This is a genomic window from Enterobacter cloacae complex sp. IR5422 (assembly GCF_049238165.1).
GTDB lineage: Bacteria > Pseudomonadota > Gammaproteobacteria > Enterobacterales > Enterobacteriaceae > Enterobacter > Enterobacter roggenkampii.
Map to the genome: position 1 here is coordinate 22,473 of NZ_JBMKHT010000014.1, position 19,710 is coordinate 42,182.

At 55.9% G+C, this 19,710-nt stretch carries 20 protein-coding genes; 9 read left to right on the forward strand and 11 right to left on the reverse strand.

Going from position 1 to position 19,710, the window contains the following annotated elements; translation table 11 throughout:
* Positions 1–40 precede the first annotated feature (40 nt).
* Complete coding sequence (locus ACOTXT_RS09215; RefSeq protein ID WP_008500617.1) at positions 41–709, reverse strand: methionine ABC transporter permease; 669 nt, start codon at positions 707–709, stop codon at positions 41–43.
* Positions 702–1,724 (reverse strand): methionine ABC transporter ATP-binding protein, encoded by a 1,023-nt coding sequence (locus ACOTXT_RS09220; protein ID WP_055321202.1) that lies wholly within the window; start codon positions 1,722–1,724, stop codon positions 702–704. The genes ACOTXT_RS09215 and ACOTXT_RS09220 overlap by 8 nt, the downstream gene beginning before the upstream one ends.
* 400 nt (positions 1,725–2,124) lie before the next feature.
* Here ACOTXT_RS09220 and ACOTXT_RS09225 point away from each other — a divergent pair, with 400 nt between their 5' ends.
* The 5 genes from ACOTXT_RS09225 to lpp all read left to right on the forward strand — a co-directional run bounded on the left by ACOTXT_RS09225 (position 2,125) and on the right by lpp (position 6,988).
* A complete protein-coding gene (locus ACOTXT_RS09225; protein WP_055321203.1) occupies positions 2,125–3,495 on the forward strand; it encodes a pyridoxal-phosphate dependent enzyme in 1,371 nt (456 codons plus the stop codon).
* A gap of 11 nt (positions 3,496–3,506) precedes the next feature.
* Positions 3,507–4,652, forward strand: a complete 1,146-nt coding sequence (locus ACOTXT_RS09230; protein ID WP_421625305.1) for a trans-sulfuration enzyme family protein — start codon at positions 3,507–3,509, stop codon at positions 4,650–4,652.
* Between the two features lie 73 nt (positions 4,653–4,725).
* Positions 4,726–5,022, forward strand: coding sequence for a hypothetical protein (locus ACOTXT_RS09235; RefSeq protein ID WP_418251755.1), 297 nt, complete (start codon positions 4,726–4,728; stop codon positions 5,020–5,022).
* Positions 5,023–5,029: 7 nt separating this feature from the next.
* Positions 5,030–6,442, forward strand: coding sequence for a pyruvate kinase PykF (gene pykF, locus ACOTXT_RS09240; RefSeq protein WP_045284943.1), 1,413 nt, complete (start codon positions 5,030–5,032; stop codon positions 6,440–6,442).
* Positions 6,443–6,751: 309 nt separating this feature from the next.
* A complete protein-coding gene (lpp, locus tag ACOTXT_RS09245; protein ID WP_001082307.1) occupies positions 6,752–6,988 on the forward strand; it encodes a murein lipoprotein Lpp in 237 nt (78 codons plus the stop codon).
* A 60-nt stretch (positions 6,989–7,048) separates the two neighbouring features.
* Here lpp and ldtE read toward each other — a convergent pair whose 3' ends face one another.
* The 9 genes from ldtE to ACOTXT_RS09290 form a co-directional block, all read right to left on the reverse strand.
* Positions 7,049–8,062 (reverse strand): L,D-transpeptidase LdtE, encoded by a 1,014-nt coding sequence (gene ldtE, locus ACOTXT_RS09250; protein ID WP_333163776.1) that lies wholly within the window; start codon positions 8,060–8,062, stop codon positions 7,049–7,051.
* 97 nt (positions 8,063–8,159) lie between these two features.
* Positions 8,160–8,576 (reverse strand): cysteine desulfuration protein SufE, encoded by a 417-nt coding sequence (sufE, locus tag ACOTXT_RS09255; protein ID WP_008500626.1) that lies wholly within the window; start codon positions 8,574–8,576, stop codon positions 8,160–8,162.
* A 14-nt stretch (positions 8,577–8,590) separates the two neighbouring features.
* Entirely contained in the window at positions 8,591–9,811 is a 1,221-nt protein-coding gene (gene sufS / locus ACOTXT_RS09260; protein ID WP_045406260.1) for a cysteine desulfurase SufS, read from the reverse strand.
* A complete protein-coding gene (gene sufD, locus ACOTXT_RS09265) occupies positions 9,808–11,079 on the reverse strand; it encodes a Fe-S cluster assembly protein SufD (RefSeq protein ID WP_055321206.1) in 1,272 nt (423 codons plus the stop codon). Before sufD ends, sufS begins: the two co-directional genes overlap by 4 nt.
* Positions 11,054–11,800 (reverse strand): Fe-S cluster assembly ATPase SufC, encoded by a 747-nt coding sequence (gene sufC, locus ACOTXT_RS09270; RefSeq protein ID WP_048027583.1) that lies wholly within the window; start codon positions 11,798–11,800, stop codon positions 11,054–11,056. Before sufC ends, sufD begins: the two co-directional genes overlap by 26 nt.
* A 9-nt stretch (positions 11,801–11,809) precedes the next feature.
* Positions 11,810–13,300: a Fe-S cluster assembly protein SufB gene (sufB, locus tag ACOTXT_RS09275; RefSeq protein WP_008500630.1), complete on the reverse strand. Its 1,491-nt coding sequence runs from the start codon at positions 13,298–13,300 to the stop codon at positions 11,810–11,812.
* Between the two features lie 8 nt (positions 13,301–13,308).
* Positions 13,309–13,677: a Fe-S cluster assembly scaffold SufA gene (gene sufA / locus ACOTXT_RS09280; RefSeq protein ID WP_008500631.1), complete on the reverse strand. Its 369-nt coding sequence runs from the start codon at positions 13,675–13,677 to the stop codon at positions 13,309–13,311.
* 313 nt (positions 13,678–13,990) lie between these two features.
* A complete protein-coding gene (locus ACOTXT_RS09285) occupies positions 13,991–14,719 on the reverse strand; it encodes a MerR family transcriptional regulator (protein WP_008500632.1) in 729 nt (242 codons plus the stop codon).
* Between the two features lie 188 nt (positions 14,720–14,907).
* Positions 14,908–16,128 (reverse strand): diguanylate phosphodiesterase, encoded by a 1,221-nt coding sequence (locus tag ACOTXT_RS09290; protein WP_055321207.1) that lies wholly within the window; start codon positions 16,126–16,128, stop codon positions 14,908–14,910.
* 340 nt (positions 16,129–16,468) lie between these two features.
* On the opposite strand from ACOTXT_RS09290, the gene ycgZ reads away from it, so the two are divergent.
* The 4 genes from ycgZ (at position 16,469) to fdhF (ending at position 19,682) form a co-directional block, all read left to right on the forward strand.
* Positions 16,469–16,708: a regulatory protein YcgZ gene (gene ycgZ, locus ACOTXT_RS09295; RefSeq protein ID WP_008500634.1), complete on the forward strand. Its 240-nt coding sequence runs from the start codon at positions 16,469–16,471 to the stop codon at positions 16,706–16,708.
* A 4-nt stretch (positions 16,709–16,712) separates the two neighbouring features.
* Complete coding sequence (locus ACOTXT_RS09300) at positions 16,713–17,033, forward strand: hypothetical protein (protein ID WP_021241105.1); 321 nt, start codon at positions 16,713–16,715, stop codon at positions 17,031–17,033.
* 29 nt (positions 17,034–17,062) lie between these two features.
* Positions 17,063–17,341: a biofilm/acid-resistance regulator YmgB/AriR gene (locus ACOTXT_RS09305; protein WP_008500635.1), complete on the forward strand. Its 279-nt coding sequence runs from the start codon at positions 17,063–17,065 to the stop codon at positions 17,339–17,341.
* A gap of 190 nt (positions 17,342–17,531) precedes the next feature.
* Positions 17,532–19,682, forward strand: coding sequence for a formate dehydrogenase subunit alpha (gene fdhF, locus ACOTXT_RS09310; protein ID WP_055321208.1), 2,151 nt, complete (start codon positions 17,532–17,534; stop codon positions 19,680–19,682).
* Positions 19,683–19,710 lie beyond the last annotated feature (28 nt).

A 19,710-nucleotide genomic window follows, 5' to 3' on the forward strand; every position in this document is an offset into this window, starting at 1 on the left:
AATGCAGCCAACGCGCCTGAGGCTCGAAATATGACGGGTATTAGCGTTTATCTAACAGTGAAGTAATGACATCGCCGCAGAACTGGATAATGAAAACGATGATCAGAATGGTCACCGTTGCCACCAGCGTGACGTCACCATGGTTGCGCTGGAATCCTTCCAGATAAGCCAGATTTCCCAAACCACCGGCGCCAATCACCCCCGCCATGGCGCTGTAGCTCACCAGCGCAATCAGCGTTACCGTAATACCCGAGACCAGTGCAGGTGATGATTCCGGCAGTAAAACCCGAAACACGAGCGTGCTCAGTCGTGCGCCCATCGAGCGCGTCGCTTCAATCACGCCTTTATCCACTTCACGCAGGGCGATCTCCACCAGGCGTGCGTAGAACGGTGCAGCCCCCACAATCAGGGCCGGCAGCGCCGCGTTGGCGCCAAGAATGGTGCCGACAACGGTCTTGGTGAACGGGATCAGCAGCACAATCAAAATGATGAACGGAATCGAGCGGAACACGTTCACCACAATCGAAATGACGCTATACACCGTGCGGTTGTGGAACAATCCGCCGCGCGCGGTTAAAAACAGCGCCAGACCCAGCACGATGCCCAGCACAAAGGTCGCCACGCCGGAAAGCGCGGTCATGTACAGCGTCTCCAGCGTCGCCGCCCAGAGCTGATCCCACTTGAGATGCGGAAAGAGATTCTCAGCCATGTTTAATCACCTCGCCTTCAATATCGCTGTGCTGCAGGTCGGCGAGGATATTGTTCAGTTGTTCATCAGATGCCGCGACGTGCACCCAGAGTTGACCAAACACGCCGTGAGCGGTTTGGGTCATTTTTCCGTGCAGGATGTTAAACGGCAGGCCGTAGCGCAGCGTCAGTTCGCCCACAATCGGTTTATGCGTGCTGTGCCCGGTAAAGGTCAGCCTGATGACCGTCCCTTCCAGTTCGTTTGCCAGTTCGGGATTGAAGGTTTCTTCTTCAGCGTACTGGCTCACCTGACGGACAAACTGCTGCGTAATCGGCTGCTGCGGATGGGTAAAGACGCTCAGCACGTCTCCCTCTTCCACCACTTTACCGTTCTCCATCACCGCCACGCGGTCGCAGATTTTGCGCACCACGTGCATCTCGTGCGTGATCAGCACGATGGTCAGCCTGAAACGACGGTTAATATCCAGCAGCAGATCGAGGATCTGATCGGTGGTCTGCGGGTCAAGCGCGGAGGTAGCTTCATCGCAGAGCAGCACATCCGGGCGATTAGCCAGCGCACGCGCAATGCCCACGCGCTGCTTTTGCCCACCGCTCAGCTGTGACGGATAAGCATGCTCGCGACCTTTCAGGCCAACGAGTTCAATAAGCTCGGCCACGCGGGCCTTAATGTCGGCTTTCGGTACGCCGGCAATTTGCATCGAGAACGCAATATTCTCGCTGACCGTGCGCGACCACAGCAGGTTGAAGTGCTGAAACACCATGCTGATCTTCAGACGCGCCTGGCGCAGGGCTTCACCTTTTGCGGCAGAAATGTTCTGCCCGTTGATGGTTACGCTGCCGCTGCTCGGTTTTTCCAGACCATTCAGCAGGCGAATAAGCGTACTTTTACCTGCGCCGCTGTAACCGATGATCCCGTATATCTGTCCCTGTGCTATCGTCAAATTGACATTATCAACGGCCGTGAGCGCCACCTTTCCGTTGTCAAAAACCTTCGAAATATTGCTGAGAACTATCATTCTTATTCGTTATCCGTGCCGCCCGCGGCGGTTTAGCAGTATGGATGTCCAAACGATAGTAAACAGGCGTTATCAGCTTTTAAATGAACAAAAAAGAATGTGTTATAACTTTGGGGAATAAATAGCGGATTTACCGGGTGGGAAGCATTTAGATGAATTTCAGCAATGATTATCTGCCTGATGTATATCTGCTGGCTGACACCCTGCAAAAACGCTCATTTTTGCAGCATTTTATGCGGATATAGCCATCCTCACATCCAGACAACTTTACGTCTTGCTGTCCTGACATCCAAAAACACCATTTATATTCCTTTCTGTTCTAAAAAGCAGTGAATGGTTCTTTCTTGAGAAAATTTCACCGCCCTATCATCCCGTCATGACATCCAGAAAGGAAAACATCATGACGATTTATCACTCCGTCACCGAACTGATTGGTCGTACCCCGCTGATCCAGCTGCATAAGCTTGATACCGGTCCCTGCTCGCTCTTTCTGAAGCTGGAAAACCAGAATCCGGGCGGGTCGATTAAGGATCGCGTTGCGCTGTCGATGATTAACGAAGCGGAACGTACCGGCCAGCTGCAGCCTGGCGGCACGATAATTGAGGCCACGGCGGGCAATACCGGTCTCGGCCTGGCCCTGATCGCCGCCCAGAAAGGCTACTCGCTGATCCTGGTAGTGCCGGACAAAATGAGCCGCGAGAAGATTTTCCACCTGCGCGCGCTGGGTGCCCAGGTGGTGCTGACCCGCTCCGACGTCAACAAAGGCCATCCTGCCTATTACCAGGATTATGCCCAGCGTCTGGCTAACGAACTGCCGGGCGCGTTTTACATCGACCAGTTCAACAACGAAGCCAACCCGCTGGCGCACCGCACCACCACGGCGCCTGAGCTGTATGAACAGCTTGACGGCAGGATCGACGCCATCGTCGTGGGTGTCGGCTCAGGCGGCACGCTGGGCGGCCTGCAGGCGTGGTTCGCCGAGCACTCTCCGCACACGGAATTTGTCCTGGCTGACCCGGCCGGATCCGTTCTCGCCGACCAGGTGGAAACCGGACGCTACCACGACGCGGGCTCCTGGCTGGTTGAGGGAATTGGCGAAGACTTTATTCCTCCGCTGGCCCACATTGAAGGGGTGAATCGCGCCTGGCGCATCACCGACCGCGAAGCCTTCACCACCGCGCGCGAGCTGCTGAAAACGGAAGGCATTCTGGCGGGCTCCTCCAGCGGCACGCTGCTGGCGGCCGCGCTGAAGTATTGCCAGGCGCAGGCCACGCCGAAGCGGGTGGTGACCTTCGCCTGCGACAGCGGCAATAAATATCTCTCGAAGATGTTTAACGACGACTGGATGCGACAGCAGGGGCTCATCACGCGTCCTCAGGCCGGCGATCTCTCTGATTACATCGCCCTGCGCCACGATGAAGGCGCTACCGTTACCGCTGCCCCGGACGACACGCTCTCCACCGTCCTGGCGCGCATGCGTCTGTATGACATCTCCCAGCTGCCGGTGCTGGAGAACGGCAAGGTGGTGGGCATTATCGACGAGTGGGATCTCCTGCGGCATATCGGCGGCGACGGCGATCGCTTCGCGCTGCCGGTGACGGCAGCCATGACGCGTCAGGTCGAATTCCTTGATAAACACGCGCCGGAAAGCGCCCTGAACGCCATCTTCGACCGCGGCCTGGTGGCCGTCATTAATGACAACGACCGTTTTCTCGGTCTGATTACGCGCAGCGACGTTCTGACCGCCTGGCGCAACCGTCTACAGCAATAAAGGAATCAATGATGAAAAATCTGGCCACCCTCAGCGTCCACAGCGGCGAATTCAACGACCAGCACGGCGCCGTTATGCCGCCAATTTATGCCACCTCGACGTTTGCGCAACCCGCGCCCGGGGAGCATACCGGCTATGAGTACTCCCGCAGCGGCAACCCTACCCGCCATGCGCTGGAAACGGCGATTGCCGAACTGGAAGGCGGCACGCGGGGCTACGCTTTTGCCTCCGGTCTGGCGGCCATCTCCACGGTGCTCGAACTGCTGGATAAAGACAGCCATATTGTCGCCATTGATGACGTTTACGGCGGGACGTACCGCCTGATTGAAAACGTGCGCAAGCGCAGCACCGGGCTGCAGGTCAGCTGGGTCAAACCGGACGACCTGGCCGGGCTCGAGGCCGCCATTCGCCCGGAAACGCGTATGGTCTGGGTCGAAACGCCAACCAACCCGCTGCTGAAGCTGGCGGATCTGGCGGCGATTGCGGCGATCGCTCGTCGCCATAACGTCATCAGCGTGGCGGATAACACCTTCGCGTCGCCGGTGATCCACCGTCCGCTGGAGTCCGGGTTCGATATCGTGGTGCACTCGGCCACTAAATACCTTAACGGCCACTCTGACGTCGTCGCCGGGCTGGCGGTGGTGGGCGATAACAAGGCGCTGGCGGACAAGCTCGGCTATCTGCAGAACGCGGTGGGCGGCGTTCTGGATCCGTTCAGCAGCTTCCTGACGCTGCGCGGTATTCGCACGCTCGCGCTGAGGGTCGAAAAGCACAGCACCAACGCGCTGGCGATTGCGCAATGGCTGGAGCAGCATCCGCTGGTCGAAAACGTGTACTATCCAGGACTGGAATCGCATCCGCAGTACCAGCTTGCCCGCACGCAGATGGCGCTGCCCGGTGGCATGATTTCCGTCGTGGTTAAAGGCGATGTGCAACGCGCCACCGAGGTGATTCGCAACCTGAAGTTGTTCACCCTTGCGGAAAGCCTGGGCGGCGTGGAAAGTCTGGTGAGCCAGCCTTACAGCATGACCCACGCCTCGATTCCGCTGGAGCAACGCCTCGCAAACGGCATTGTGCCGCAGCTGATCCGCCTGTCGGTGGGGATTGAAGATCCTAAAGACCTGATTGCCGACCTCAGCCAGGCGCTGCAAAAATAAGCAAAGTGCGGCAGGTCCCTCCCCTGCCGCGATAAGTTGTCATCATGGCTTAACGCCTTGATAACAATATTATGTGAAACAGCACAGATTATTTCTGAAACACCGTTTCCATTTTCCTTTTATCTTAAAATCAGCGTATAATGCGCGCCTAATCCCTGGTGAATGGTTTCAGCGCTTGGAATACAAAAAACAACGTACAACTTCTCCTCTCCTTCGTTGGGCTGTCACTCAGGCACACTTTCTTCTGCACGCTCATTTGATGTCTCCTATCCTTAGTGCGTGTCATATACTCTTTTGCAACACAGGTTTGACTCCGCGGCGGTGCGCCCCCGGAGCGAGATTTCCATATCCTTCCCAACTTAAAGACTAAGACTGTCATGAAAAAGACGAAAATTGTTTGTACTATCGGCCCGAAAACCGAATCTGAAGAGATGCTGAGCAAAATGCTGGACGCCGGCATGAACGTGATGCGTCTGAACTTCTCCCACGGTGACTACGCAGAGCACGGCCAGCGCATCCAGAACTTGCGCAACGTGATGAGCAAGACCGGTAAAAAAGCGGCCATCCTGCTGGATACCAAAGGTCCAGAAATCCGTACCATCAAGCTGGAAGGCGGTAACGACGTCTCTCTGAAAGCGGGCCAGACCTTCACCTTCACCACCGACAAATCCGTCGTCGGCAACAGCGAAATCGTTGCAGTGACCTACGAAGGCTTCACCAGCGATCTGTCCGTTGGTAACACCGTGCTGGTCGACGATGGCCTGATCGGTATGGAAGTCACCGCTATCGAAGGCAACAAAGTTATCTGTAAAGTGCTGAACAACGGCGACCTGGGCGAAAACAAAGGCGTTAACCTGCCGGGCGTCTCCATCGCGCTGCCAGCCCTGGCTGAAAAAGACAAGCAGGACCTGATCTTCGGCTGCGAGCAAGGCGTTGACTTCGTCGCGGCCTCCTTCATCCGTAAGCGTTCCGACGTGGTTGAAATCCGTGAGCACCTGAAAGCACACGGCGGCGAGAAGATCCAGATCATCTCCAAAATCGAAAACCAGGAAGGCCTGAACAACTTCGACGAAATCCTCGAAGCGTCTGACGGCATCATGGTTGCACGTGGTGACCTGGGCGTTGAAATCCCGGTTGAAGAAGTGATCTTCGCGCAGAAGATGATGATCGAGAAGTGTGTGCGCGCGCGTAAAGTGGTTATCACCGCCACGCAGATGCTGGACTCCATGATCAAAAACCCACGCCCAACCCGCGCTGAAGCAGGCGACGTGGCAAACGCCATTCTCGACGGTACTGACGCAGTTATGCTGTCCGGTGAATCCGCGAAAGGTAAATACCCGCTGGAAGCGGTCGGCATCATGGCGACCATCTGTGAACGTACTGACCGCGTGATGACCAGCCGTCTGGACTTCAACAACGACAGCCGCAAGCTGCGTATCACCGAAGCAGTATGCCGCGGTGCGGTAGAAACTGCTGAGAAACTGGAAGCACCACTGATTGTGGTTGCTACTCAGGGCGGTAAATCTGCGCGCGCCGTGCGTAAATACTTCCCGGATGCGACCATCCTGGCCCTGACCACCAACGAAACCACCGCTCGTCAGCTGGTGCTGAGCAAAGGCGTCGTTGCGCACCTGGTTAAAGAGATCGCCTCTACTGACGATTTCTACATTCAGGGTAAAGCACTGGCTCTGGAAAGCGGTCTGGCACAGAAAGGCGACGTTGTGGTCATGGTTTCTGGCGCCCTGGTACCAAGCGGCACCACCAATACCGCATCTGTTCACGTGCTGTAATAATTCCCGAACGAATTAATTTGGATAAAAAGCGCCCATTGGGCGCTTTTTTTATTCCCGGTATTAGCCAAACGCATTCAAAATGCAAATCGGGTTTTTCTATTTAATTGCGAATTATCTAAGATGAATCCGATGATAAATGCCTTTTTTTCCTTAGATTTTTGCCTGAAAAGGGCTGATTCGGTGCTTCTTTGAGCGAACGATCAAAAATAGGTGTATTCCCATCAAAAAAATATTCTCAACCCAAAAAACTTTGTGTAATACTTGTAACGCTACATGGAGATTAACTCAATCTAGAGGGTATTAATAATGAATCGTACTAAACTGGTACTGGGCGCGGTAATCCTGGGTTCTACTCTGCTGGCTGGTTGCTCCAGCAACGCTAAAATCGATCAGCTGTCTTCTGACGTTCAGACTCTGAACGCTAAAGTTGACCAGCTGAGCAACGACGTGAACGCAATGCGTTCCGACGTTCAGGCTGCTAAAGACGACGCAGCTCGCGCTAACCAGCGTCTGGACAACCAGGCTACTAAATACCGTAAGTAATAGTACCTGTTAATAAAATGGCGCACATTGTGCGCCATTTTTTTTGCCTGCGTTAAACGGCTACTGCGTCACCTTCTCTCCTTCATCTTCCGCTACCGCAGCAGATACCCGGCTGTTCTGCACCGACAACACGCTATTGCTGGCTGACGGGCCGCTACCGGCCGACACGATAACCGGGATCCCGGCGCGACGTGACAGGGCTTTATCAATCAGCGCCTTATCGCTTCCTGCCTGAGAAACAAAGGCCGCAAAGTCGGCGGAATGGGTAATGGGCGAGACCTGCGGATTTTCCCCTTCTACCTGCGCCAGCGGACGGTGGACCTCAATATAGCGTTTACCATCCGGCTCAACGGAGAACTTCACGGGTTCATTGATAATCTGCACCCGCGTGCCCACCCGCACCTGTTCGAACAGCGCCTTAATGTCCGGGGCGTTCATCCGCATACAGCCGGAGCTGACACGCAAGCCAACGCTGTCCGGCGCGCTGGTGCCATGAATGAGATATTCCCCATTCCCCACGCCTAAACGCAGTGCGAAGCGTCCTAGCGGGTTATTTGGCCCGGCAGGGACCACCGGAGGCAGTTTAATGCCCTGCTCCAGAGAACGTGCTCGTATGCCCGGCGTTGGCGTCCAGGTGGGATTCGGGATCTTCTGGCTCACCCGCGTGGTCGTCACCGGCGTTTCCAGCCCCAGTTGCCCAATACCCAGAGGATAAACCTGAACAATATTTTGCCCCGGCGGGAAGTAGTAGAGCCGAAGCTCAGCAAGATTCACCACAATCCCCTCGCGGGGCGTATCCGGCAACAGCATTTGCGACGGAATGGTTATCACGGTGCCCGGCGCAGGGTTTACCGGCGCAATGGTATTGTTGGTTTCCAGGAGCACCTGCGCCGCCGTATTAAACCGGCGGGCGATGGTCTGCAGCTTATTATCCCCTTCCTGTATCGTGTAGGTTTGATTTTGCCCAATCAGACGACTGCCTGCGGGCGGCAACGGATAGTCCATCGCGCGGGCCGAATGAAGGGCGCCGAGCGAACTGAGGAGTAATAGAGTAATGAGAGACGCGCGCTTCATGCTGAGATTCCTTATTCACTGACAGAACGCCAGAAAGCTGAAAAACCAGCGAGGCGGGAACCACCTCGCGAAACAGAATGAATGCTGTTCTGTAAGTCTAGCTAAGGATTGCAGCTTTGGCGCGGATGGCGCGAATCATCGCTTCCAGTCCCTGAGAGCGGGACGGGGTGAGGTGTTGGGTTAAGGCCATTTTTTCAAACCACGGACGAACATCGAACGCGACGATATCCTGCGCAGACATCTGCTGGTAAAGGCTAAAGACGACCGCAATAAGCCCTTTTACAATGGCGGCATCGCTGTCGCCGCGCAATTCGATCGTGCCGTCATCCGACTGCGCCATCACAATCCACACCTGGCTCTGGCAGCCCTGAATACTGTTCTCCGGGCTGTGCGCCTCTTCACCGAGCGGCGGCAAACGCTGTCCCAGCTCGATGATATAGAGATACTTCTCTTCCCAGTTTGCGCAACGCGAGAAGTTGCGCAGTAATTTATCTTTGTCCGGCAGCTCTGCCATCTTTCGCCTCTCCGTTAGCCCAGCAGCTGATGAATGCGCTTCAGCCCCGCCACCAGCCTGTCGACCTCTTCCGTCGTGTTGTACATCACCAGCGATGCGCGGCACATTGCCGGTACCTGGTAAAACGCCATCAGCGGCATGGCGCAGTGGTGCCCGGTGCGGACCGCCACGCCGTAGTTATCGAGGAAACTGCCCACGTCATAGGCGTGGTGTTTCCCAAGATTAAACGCGATTACCCCTTGCCGGTTGGCAGGCCCGTAGAGGGTCAAATCCGGCACGCTGGCAAGCTCTGCAAGCGCGTAGTGCATCAGCAGCTGTTCATACTCCTGAATGGCATCAAGACCGATGGCAGAGACGTAAGAGACCGCCGCCCCCAGCCCGATAATGCCCCCGGTGTTGGGCGTGCCCGCCTCAAAACGCCACGGGGCGCGCGCGTAGGTCGTGCCTTCCGTCAGGCTGACGGTGGCGATCATCGACCCGCCCCCTTCCCACGGCGGCATCGCCTGCAGGATCTCTTCTTTCACATACAGCACGCCAATCCCGGTCGGCCCATAGAGCTTGTGGCCTGAAAAGACGTAGAAATCACAGTCCAGCGCCTGGACGTCAACCGCGTGGTGCATCACCGCCTGCGCGCCGTCAATCAGGACCTTTGCGCCCGCCTGGTGGGCCTTCTCGACGATCTCTGCCACCGGGTTTTCTGTCCCCAGCACGTTGGAGACCTGGGTAACCGCCACCAGCCGCGTGCGGTCGTCCAGCAAGAGGTCAAGCTGCTCAAGCTGAAGCGTCCCGTCAGCGTTTAGCGGGATCACCCGCAGCTGGGCGCCCACGCGCTCGCAGAGCATCTGCCACGGCACGATATTGGCGTGGTGCTCCATCTGGGTGATGATGATGTTATCCCCCGCGTGGACCTGCGCGTTGCCCCAGCTGTTAGCGACAAGGTTGATCCCTTCGGTGGTCCCGCGAACAAAGACCAGTTCTTCCGGCGAGCGGGCGTTAAGGAAGGCGGCAAGCTGCGTGCGCACGTTTTCCATCCGCTGGGTCGCCTCGGCGCTCAGGGTATGAATACCGCGATGCACGGCAGCATAGCCGTGGCGATAGAACTCGGCTTCGGCATCCACCACCTGATTCGGCTTCTGCGCGCTGGCCGCGCTGTCCAGGTAGGCCAGCGGCAGACCGTTTACTTCACGGGTCAGAACCGGGAAATCTGCCCGTACTTTCTCGACGGGAAAACTCATGCTTCGCCTCCAGGCAGGCGCTGACCGATCCGATCCAGCACCTGCAGTTTTAACTGACCATCGTGCAGCGCTTCCGTCAGTTCGGCGGCAAACGCGTAGATAATCATTTTCTGCGCCGCCTGCTGGTCGATGCCGCGCGAGCGCAGGTAGAACATCTGCTCGTCGTCGATTCGCCCGACCGTCGCACCGTGGCTGCATTTCACGTCGTCGGCGTAGATCTCCAGCTGCGGCTTGGTGTCCACCTCTGCAAGGCGACCTAACAGCAGATTGTTGTTGGTCATCTGCCCGTCGGTTTTAATGGCGTGCTGCGCCACGTTAATCAGGCCGTTAAACACCGCACGCCCTTTATCACTGACGATGGTTTTGTGCAGCTGGCGGCTGTTGCAGTAGCCTTTGTTGTGCTCAAGCCAGGTGCGCGTATCGCATACCTCTGATTTAACCGGCATCGCCAGGCTGTTGATGCGCAGCGTGGTGTTTTCACCGTTGAGCTGCGTGCTGGTGTTGTGGCGCAGCACCGCCCCGCCGAGCAGGAAGCTGTGGCTGTACGCGGCGGCATCCTGTCCCAGGACAATGTCGTTATGGGCAAAGTGGTGGCTCTGCGCATTCTCAAACGCCAGCTTGATGTGGTGTAGCTGGGCATTCGCCGCCACGTTCATCGTCAGTCGCGACCCGGTAAAGTGACGTGTCTCATTGAGGCTGACGTAGTGTTCGATGACCGTGGCCTCCGCCCCCTCCGCCAGCTCAAGATGGTGGCGATAGTGCGCGGTATTGATTTCGGCGCCGTCCAGACCCTGAGTGATGTGCATCAGCAGCAGCGGTTTGGCCGGACGCTGGTTACGCTTCACGCCGATATGCGTCACGCTGCGGGCCAGGCTTTCGGTCAGGTGCAGGAAAACCTCGGGCTGAACCGGGGCGCTCAGGCGCTGGCGATCGTCGTTTATCTCAATCTCAAAGCCGCTCTCCTGGAGCGTGTCGCTCAGTTCCGGACGGAACTGGCCATCGACAAACACCAGGCGCACGGCATCGACACGCAAGGCCAACGCGTCGCGCTGCGCTGGGTTGAGATCCGCCAGACGGGTAACAAACTCGGCGTTCAGCAGGCCATCAAGCGGGGTGTACTTCCAGTTCTCATGCTTACGCGTCGGCAGGCCAAGACGCAGCATCTGCTGCAGATGCTGCTGCGCCTGCGCCGAGCGCGTGCCGCCCTGGGCTTCAAACAGCCGGTGCCACTGCTGGAGCGCATTACTGCTGTTCGGTAAGCCAGCCATAACCCTGCTCCTCCAGTTGTTTAACCAGCGTAAAATCACCGGATTTCACAATGCGCCCCTGGTAAAGCACGTGGACGTAATCCGGCTTGATGTAGTCCAGAATGCGCTGGTAGTGGGTGACGATAATAAACGAGCGATTGCCGTCGCGCAGGGCGTTGACGCCGTCAGCGACAATCTTCAGGGCGTCGATATCCAGACCGGAATCGGTCTCATCCAGAATGCACAGCTCGGGCTCGAGTACCGCCATCTGCAAAATGTCGTTACGCTTTTTCTCGCCGCCGGAAAAACCGACGTTCACCGAGCGGGTGAGCAAATCTTCCGGCATTTTCAGCAGCCTGATCTTCTCTTCCATCAGATCCTGGAAGTCGAAGCGGTCGAGCGCCTCCAGCCCCCGGTATTTCCGCACCGCGTTGAGCGCGGTTTGCAGGAAGAACTGGTTGCTGACGCCGGGGATTTCTACCGGATACTGGAAGGCCATAAAGATGCCCTCGCCCGCGCGGTCTTCCGGCGACATCTCCAGCAGATCTTTGCCGTTAAATTCGACCGAGCCGTGGGTCACCTCATAATCTTCGCGTCCCGCCAGCGTCGCAGAAAGCGTACTTTTCCCGGAACCGTTCGGCCCCATGATGGCGTGGACTTCGCCCGGCTTGACGTCAAAATTGAGGCCACGCAGGATGGCTTTATCTTCTACGCTGACCTGTAAATCTTTAATGCTTAACATGTGCTTTCCTTAACCGACGCTGTGTTCAAGACTAATGGCGAGGAGTTTCTGGGCTTCAACGGCAAATTCCAGCGGCAGTTCAGAGAACACGTCCTTACAGAAGCCGTTGACGATCATCGAGATGGCATCCTCTTCGCTGATCCCGCGCTGCAGGCAGTAGAAGAGCTGATCTTCCCCAATCCGTGACGTGGTCGCCTCGTGCTCCAGCTGGGCCGTGTTATTACGGCATTCGACGTATGGGAAGGTATGCGCCCCGCAGTCAGCGCCAATCAGCATCGAGTCACACTGGGTGAAGTTTCGCGCATTGGTCGCCGTCGGCATGATTTTCACCAGCCCGCGATAGCTGTTCTGACTGTGTCCGGCGGAAATCCCTTTCGAGATAATGGTCGATCTGGTGTTTTTACCAATGTGGATCATCTTGGTGCCGGTGTCCGCCTGCTGATGGCCGCTGGTAAGCGCCACCGAGTAAAACTCGCCGATGGAGTTATCCCCGCGCAGGATGCAGCTCGGGTATTTCCAGGTGATGGCCGAGCCGGTTTCGGACTGGGTCCACGACATCTTGCTGTTTTCGCCTTCGCACAGCGCACGCTTGGTCACGAAGTTCAGGATGCCGCCGGTATTGCCGTCGCCCGGGAACCAGTTTTGCACCGTCGAGTATTTCACCTCGGCGTCTTTATGGATGATGACCTCCACCACCGCCGCGTGCAGCTGATAGCTGTCGCGCACAGGAGCGGAACACCCTTCGATGTAGCTGACGTAGCTGCCTTCATCCGCGACCAGAATGGTACGTTCGAACTGGCCGGTTTTTTCGGCATTAATGCGGAAATAGGTGGAAAGCTCCATCGGACAGCGCACGCCTTTCGGCACGTAAATAAAGGTGCCGTCCGAGGCCACCGCCGCGTTAAGCGCCGCAAAGAAGTTGTCGTTAGAGGGCACCACGGTTCCGATGTACTTTTTCACCAGTTCAGGATGATCGTGAATCGCTTCGCCGAAGGAGCAGAAAATGATCCCCTGCTCTGCCAGCTTCTCGCGGTAGGTGGTGGCCACCGAGACCGAGTCAAAGATAGCGTCCACCGCCACCTCTTTCCCTTCGCGCACCGGTACGCCCAGCTGGTTAAACGCCTCTTCTACCTCTTTGCTGAGGAAACTGTTCTCCGCGCCGGTTTGCTGCACCGCGCCGGGCTGCGAGGCGCAGGTGTCATCGCAGCTGCCGCAGGAGGGCGCGGAGTAGTAGCTGTAATCCTGATAATTAAGCTTATCGTAGTGCGCTTTCAGCCAGTGCGGCTCTTCCATCTCCAGCCAGGCGCGGTAGGCGCTCAGGCGAAACTCCAGCATCCACTCGGGCTCGTTACGTTTCGCCGAGATCGCCCGCACGACATCTTCATTGATGCCTTTTGCCAGCTCATCGGTCTGCAGCTGGGTGAAGAACCCCTCTTTATAATTGAGGTGCCCGCCGCTCCAGGTATTTACTTCACTCGTTGCTTCAGTATTACGAGACATAGTTCCGCCTATACCCCAAAGCTTTCGCCGCAGCCGCATTCGTTCTGGGCTTTCGGGTTATGAAATTTGAATAACTGGTTTAAGCCTTCGCGGACGTAGTCCACTTCGGTGCCATCGATAAAGGGCATGGCCTGCAGCGCGACGTACAGTTTTGCGCCGTCGGTCTCAAACACCAGGTCATCTTTCTCGGGTTCGGTGACGGTATCAAGCACGTAACCGAAACCTGCGCAGCCGGTCTGTTTGACACCTAAACGCACGCCGAGGATCTCGGGCTTTTTCGCCACCAGCTCGTGAATATGTGCCGCCGCAGCCGGCGTGAGCGTTAACCCGCGCCAGGCAAAATCGGCAGGATTAAAGGTTTCTGAATGCAGTTCCATAGGTCCACCTCATCTGATAAGCCATCAGGGCATAACACCATGTTAGTGATAACGATTATCACTTCAACCCTCTGTCAGCAGGGGCATTCGGCTAAACCGCCCTTTTTGCCTACTTTTATTAAGCATAGACCCTGTGGCAGGATGCAGGCAGGATGGATTTAATTGTTCAATACATTGATTAATAATGCATTTCGTTGTGGCATTCGGGCAGGAGAGGAGAAACGTAAAATATGCATTGGAAATGCCTATTTTTGAGATAGCTTTTGCATGGAAAGTGACAAAAATAAAAAAAGGCCCTCAAGGCCTCTTACACTTAATGATGAAATGAGACAGCAAACCCCTGTTCACGCCAGTGGTCGAGCTGTTCCTGCTGTCGAGGCGTTGGCGATTTCCCCGTCCAGACGAAGATTTTTTGTCCCGGGAACAGTTCAGGACGCGGCGAATCAATCGGTTCTGCCAGGACGTCAATGTGCCAGCCCTTCTGCGCTAAGCGCGCGGCTTCGAGCCACAGATGGGTGCGGTCATCGCACTCCCAGCCGATCAGGAGCGCATCTTTACCGGCTTTCTTACGGGACTCCGCCAGGCTTGCAATCGCGAATTCAATCAGGACACCGTCTAACAGGCTCGCCATGTGTCGCACGGTATTTTGGTCCTGGTTCATCCGCTGACGGACGGGAGAAATGATATTGTCAATCAGGGAATCTATCGGGTGATCGCGGCGGAACTCACCAATTTTGGCACGCAGCTTTGCCGGGCTGGCGTAGCGCAGAACGGTCATCATCTCTTCCTGGAACGAGACCCAGTTGCCCTGAGTCAACACTTCCTTGTTTTCCAGCAAGGCTTTTACTTTCCCGACCGAAACGCCGCTCTTCATCAGGCGTTTGATCTCTTCTATACGCAGGATATCTTCATCGTCAAACTGACGATGGCCCCCTTCGCTGCGCTGCGGCTTCAACAATCCATAACGGCGCTGCCAGGCACGCAGCGTAACGGGGTTGATACCGCATCGTTCGGCCACTTCGCCGATACTGTAATAGGCCATTAACTCCCTCACGCTCAGAACTTCCATACCTAACTGCACCAACCTTATCAGATTGTACAAACCATTTGTATAACTAAGACCGCATTTTGAACGGGTGAATGGCTTACCACCCCATCCACCTGTTAATACATTGTTGTATAAAATTTACCGTTCGTACAGTAACGACTGCCAGATTGTGTACAGCTTTATCACAATTCGAACTTTTTCTCCGGCCAGGCAATGGCTGGAATCCCGCCGTGCCGGGGGCTGGCAAAAAGATGCCCCTGGAACTGGGAAATTCCCGCAGATTCCAGCCACATCCACTCTTCTGCCTTCTCTACCCCCACCGCGCAGAACTGGATTTCAAGCGAGGAACAGCATTTGATGATCGCCTGAATGATGGCCTGTCGGGGGCCACTTTTATGCACGTTCGCGACCAGATCGCGATTAATCTTAATTCTGTCAGGCTGGAAGTGGGCCAGCAGCTGCAGCCCGGCAAAACCGGCACCAAAGTGATCGATCGTCACGCTGATACCCGCGCTTTTTAACTGCCTGACCGAATCCGTGAATTCATCAAAACGGGAAATGGCTTCGCTCTCGGTGAACTCCACCACGATTTGCTCAGGTACAAACCCGTTTGCTTCAATCGCGGTGAGCAGAAAATCCACGGCGTTGGGAATGTTAACCAGCGTCATAGGCAGCAGGTTCAGGGATAACGTCTGGTCCTGTAACCCCAGCGCGCTGGCCATAGACAGAGCCACCTGCTTGCTCTGCAAATCAGAGGTGTACACTTCCTCCTGCGGAAGGCTGGCGAAATAGGCCCCCGGCGAGTCGCCGGACGGGGTGCGGAGAAGCGCCTCCCAGGAGACAACCTGCTGCATAAACGGATCGACTATCGGCTGGAACGCGAAGCTGCAATCCGCCCCTTTCGCGACCACCTCAGGCTGTGCGGACAAACGCGTCTCTTCGCGTACGAAATCCCATGTATCCGCAGGCGGCAGTTCAAAATAGTTCGCTTTTTCCGTGGCCTCGACAAAGGTGCGGAAAAACTGCAGAGGGCGATCGTTATACGTCAGCTGGTAGCGTGTCGTCCCCTTATTAAGTATCTGCTGCAGCACCTCGTCCCGGTCGAAGTGGCGCAAATCAAAAAGCTCCATACCCACGTTGCCAAAACGCCGGACAGGGCCGTGATCGCGCATTAACTCGACCACGTTATGGTGGCGCGGGTCGTTGCAGATCTGCTCATAGATAGCCGAAACGTGCTCCACCGGCCCTTCAAGCAGTTGAAAAAAATGTGTGCCGTTAAACAGCAGGATCCCCGTGACATTGGATTGCCGATTTTTACGATTTGCAGCAGCGACCATTGCTTCCAGCGCTTTCACTGGAACGTCCTCGCAGATATGACTGCGGTAAATGATGGTTGTGAGCATGCTATTCCTGGGAGGTTAGGGTTTTGGCCACAAAAGACGTGGGGAATGTTCATTTATAGCACATTAATTGCCTGACAAATAATTTACATCTCAACCATTTACGGCAGTTAATGAGACCGTTTGACTCGGCTGTACAACTTACCAGCACCTGCGCTTTTTGTACAATATATCCTGCACTCACCCCCCATCACAACGCCAACCCAACGTAATGAAAAATAAATGATTTATAAAATATATCGTAAAAAATCTAAAAATCTGTACATTTTAGATGTACAGATTTGGAAATTGTGTATACCTTAAATGTAACGTTACTGATTACAAAATTTTACAGGAGCGAAACATGCAGCAGAAAGGTTACGTCGCAGATTCCGCAGCAGCAATCGCACAGTACTTCGAAAAAGCCGCGCTTCCGACCCAACAGGAAACGCTGGGCCAGGTGGTTGTTGAAATTCTCAGCGACGGGCGAAACCTTAATCGCAAATCGCTTTGTACAAAATTGCTCAGCCGCCTCGAAAAGGCCGATGGGCCGGAAGAGGAAGAGCATTACCACATGCTGCTTGGTCTGCTCTTCGAACGGTAAGGATATGAATCGCAGTAACGCAGACCGACTGATAGACCAGCTTATCGGTGAAGCCGTTCTCTCTCTTCTGAAAGAGCGGGGACCGGTGACAACGGAAGGCTTGCTACAGCGTCTGCGGGTCATGAAAGAACATGAAAAGGATCCCCAGCGGCGGGAGACACTTGCGATGGTGATTGCCGAGATCGGCTCAAACAGCATCGCCTTTACACGTCGCAGAACCGCGCAAGGACGAACAAAAAGAGAGGGATCTCTCAACGATAACCGAGACAATGTAGTGCCGTTATTTGGAAGTGGAAAACCGTCCGATCCCAAAAAAATACATTGACTGCAATTTAACAGCTACGGTGAGAACAAATGAGACAAAATATTCAGCTTCAACCCGAATATCACTCTGCTTTTTTAGACAGTGCGCTGGCGGAGTATTTCCGCCATGCAGGCGATCGTTTTGCTGAAGAGTCCGCTATTTTTTCTACTGCAGTACGCTGTGTTCTGGCCTCTGAAGGCCATCTTTCCAATAAAGCGATCATCCTCTGGCTCATTCAGACGCTGGAATCCACCAACGACGTGGTTCAGGCGGATGTGATTCGTAAGACGCTGGAAATCGTGGTGGGTTACACCATGGACGATCTCTGAGTTCCTGCTCGCCGCGCCCCCTAACGTGTCATCGTCAAAACTGACGATCGGCCTGACGATGACACGCGCCCTCCCCCATAACACCCTGTAATACACGCAAAGCCAACCTGGCACGCTTTCTGCTTATCTCCGCATACGGGACTGGTTTTTCCAGTCAACTTTGCTTCATTTCTTAACAGGTCTGTTATTGATGAAAAAGATCGCCAGCGTCTGCCCGTACTGCGGTGCAGGCTGTAAATTGAACCTTGTCGTTGAAAATAACCGTATCATCCGTGCCGAAGCGGCAGAGGGGGTCACAAACCAGGGCACCTTATGTCTGAAAGGGTTTTACGGCTGGGACTTCCTCAACGACACCCGTCTTCTCACCCCCCGCCTTACCCAGCCCATGATCCGCTACCGCAAAGGCGAAGCCTTCACCCCCGTTACCTGGGAAGAGGCGATCCGCTACACCGCCCACAGGCTCAGCAGCATTAAAGCGCAGCACGGGCCGCGGTCGATCATGACCACCGGCTCCTCTCGCGGCACCGGCAATGAAACCAACTACGTGATGCAAAAGTTTGCCCGCGCGGTGCTGAACACCAACAACGTGGACTGCTGCGCGCGCGTCTGTCATGGCCCGTCCGTGGCGGGTTTACAGGAAACGCTCGGCAACGGCGCGATGAGCAACGCCATTAACGATATTGAAAACTCAAAATGCCTGCTGGTGTTTGGCTATAACTGCGCGGACTCCCACCCTATCGTTGCCCGCCGCGTGCTGAAAGCGCGTGAAAACGGCGCAAAAATTATTGTCTGCGATCCGCGCCGTATTGAAACGGCGCGTATTGCCGACCAACATCTTCAGCTGAAAAACGGCAGCAACATGGCGCTGGTGAACGCCTTTGGCTATGTGCTGCTGGAAGAGGAGCTGTACGACAAAAGCTACGTGGCGCGCTTTACGGAAGGGCTTGAGGCCTACCGGCAAACGGTAAAAGACTATGCGCCTGAGAAGGTCGAATATCTTACCGGCATCCCCGCCCGTGATGTCCGCCAGGCGATGCGCACGTTCGCGGCGGCTCCTTCCGCTACCGTGATGTGGGGAATGGGCGTGACCCAGTTTGGTCAGGCCGTTGACGTGGTAAAAGGGCTTTCCAGCCTGGCGCTGCTGACCGGGAATCTCGGTCGCCCCGCCGTCGGCGTCGGGCCGGTGCGCGGTCAGAACAACGTCCAGGGTGCCTGCGATATGGGCGTCCTGCCGAATATGTTCCCCGGCTATCAGGATGTGACCGACCCGGCGGTCCGGCAGAAGTTCGCCGATGCCTGGGGAATTGATGTCAATAAAATGGACGATCGCGTCGGGACGCGCATTACCGAAGTGCCGCATCTTGCGCTGGAAGGCAAGGTCAAAGCCTATTACATCATGGGAGAAGATCCGCTCCAGACGGAAGCCGATCTCAGCCTGGTGCGCAGCGGTTTTGAGGCGCTCGATTTTGTCGTGGTTCAGGACATCTTTATGACCAAAACGGCAGAGGTGGCGGACGTTCTGCTTCCGGCTACCTCATGGGGTGAACACGGCGGCGTCTTTACCTGTGCCGATCGCGGCTTCCAGCGTTTTGGCAAAGCCATTGAAGCCAGCGGCAACGTGAAGCGCGACTGGGAGATCATCAGCCTGCTCGCCACCGAGATGGGCTACCCGATGCATTATGACTCCAACCAGCAAATCTGGGACGAGATGCGCGAGCTGTGCCCGCTCTTCTACGGCGTGACGTATGAAAAAATGGGCGAGATGGGTCACGTTCAATGGCCGTGCCCGACGCTGGATCATCCCGGTACGCCGTACCTGTACAAAGATAATCAGTTCGATACCCCGAGCGGTAAAGGGCAGCTCTTTGCCGCACCGTGGCGCGCGCCGGCAGAAATCACGGATGCGGATTTCCCGCTGGTGCTCTGTACGGTCCGCGAGGTGGGCCACTACTCCTGCCGCTCCATGACCGGGAACTGCGCCGCGCTGCAAAGCCTGGCCGACGAGCCGGGGCGGGTGCAAATGAACCCTGCCGATGCGGACAAGCTGGGCATTACTGACGGACAGCTGGTCTGGGTACGCTCCCGCCGGGGGAAAGTAATTTCCCGCGCCAGCATCAGCGAGCGCATCAACGCCGGGGCCGTTTATATGACCTATCAGTGGTGGATTGGCGCCTGCAACGAGCTAACCCAGGATAACCTCGATCCCATCTCCAAAACCCCGGAAACGAAGTACTGCGCGGTGCAGCTGGAGGCCATTGAGGACCAGCGCTGGGCAGAGGACTATGCCGCATCGGCGTATCAGTCCATGAAGTCGCGGCTGATAAGTGCGGCGAACGTCTGAGGAAAATGCCGGGTGCCGTAACCGCCAC

Excerpts from the sequence above, each read along its gene's own strand:
- ACOTXT_RS09215 (WP_008500617.1), bottom strand. The coding sequence starts at position 709 with ATGGCTGAGAATCTCTTTCCGCATCTCAAGTGGGATCAGCTCTGGGCG.
- ACOTXT_RS09220 (WP_055321202.1), bottom strand. The coding sequence starts at position 1,724 with ATGATAGTTCTCAGCAATATTTCGAAGGTTTTTGACAACGGAAAGGTG.
- ACOTXT_RS09225 (WP_055321203.1), top strand. The coding sequence starts at position 2,125 with ATGACGATTTATCACTCCGTCACCGAACTGATTGGTCGTACCCCGCTG.
- ACOTXT_RS09230 (WP_421625305.1), top strand. The coding sequence starts at position 3,507 with ATGAAAAATCTGGCCACCCTCAGCGTCCACAGCGGCGAATTCAACGAC.
- pykF (WP_045284943.1), top strand. The coding sequence starts at position 5,030 with ATGAAAAAGACGAAAATTGTTTGTACTATCGGCCCGAAAACCGAATCT.
- lpp (WP_001082307.1), top strand. The coding sequence starts at position 6,752 with ATGAATCGTACTAAACTGGTACTGGGCGCGGTAATCCTGGGTTCTACT.
- ldtE (WP_333163776.1), bottom strand. The coding sequence starts at position 8,062 with ATGAAGCGCGCGTCTCTCATTACTCTATTACTCCTCAGTTCGCTCGGC.
- sufE (WP_008500626.1), bottom strand. The coding sequence starts at position 8,576 with ATGGCAGAGCTGCCGGACAAAGATAAATTACTGCGCAACTTCTCGCGT.
- sufS (WP_045406260.1), bottom strand. The coding sequence starts at position 9,811 with ATGAGTTTTCCCGTCGAGAAAGTACGGGCAGATTTCCCGGTTCTGACC.
- sufD (WP_055321206.1), bottom strand. The coding sequence starts at position 11,079 with ATGGCTGGCTTACCGAACAGCAGTAATGCGCTCCAGCAGTGGCACCGG.
- sufC (WP_048027583.1), bottom strand. The coding sequence starts at position 11,800 with ATGTTAAGCATTAAAGATTTACAGGTCAGCGTAGAAGATAAAGCCATC.
- sufB (WP_008500630.1), bottom strand. The coding sequence starts at position 13,300 with ATGTCTCGTAATACTGAAGCAACGAGTGAAGTAAATACCTGGAGCGGC.
- sufA (WP_008500631.1), bottom strand. The coding sequence starts at position 13,677 with ATGGAACTGCATTCAGAAACCTTTAATCCTGCCGATTTTGCCTGGCGC.
- ACOTXT_RS09285 (WP_008500632.1), bottom strand. The coding sequence starts at position 14,719 with ATGGCCTATTACAGTATCGGCGAAGTGGCCGAACGATGCGGTATCAAC.
- ACOTXT_RS09290 (WP_055321207.1), bottom strand. The coding sequence starts at position 16,128 with ATGCTCACAACCATCATTTACCGCAGTCATATCTGCGAGGACGTTCCA.
- ycgZ (WP_008500634.1), top strand. The coding sequence starts at position 16,469 with ATGCAGCAGAAAGGTTACGTCGCAGATTCCGCAGCAGCAATCGCACAG.
- ACOTXT_RS09300 (WP_021241105.1), top strand. The coding sequence starts at position 16,713 with ATGAATCGCAGTAACGCAGACCGACTGATAGACCAGCTTATCGGTGAA.
- ACOTXT_RS09305 (WP_008500635.1), top strand. The coding sequence starts at position 17,063 with ATGAGACAAAATATTCAGCTTCAACCCGAATATCACTCTGCTTTTTTA.
- fdhF (WP_055321208.1), top strand. The coding sequence starts at position 17,532 with ATGAAAAAGATCGCCAGCGTCTGCCCGTACTGCGGTGCAGGCTGTAAA.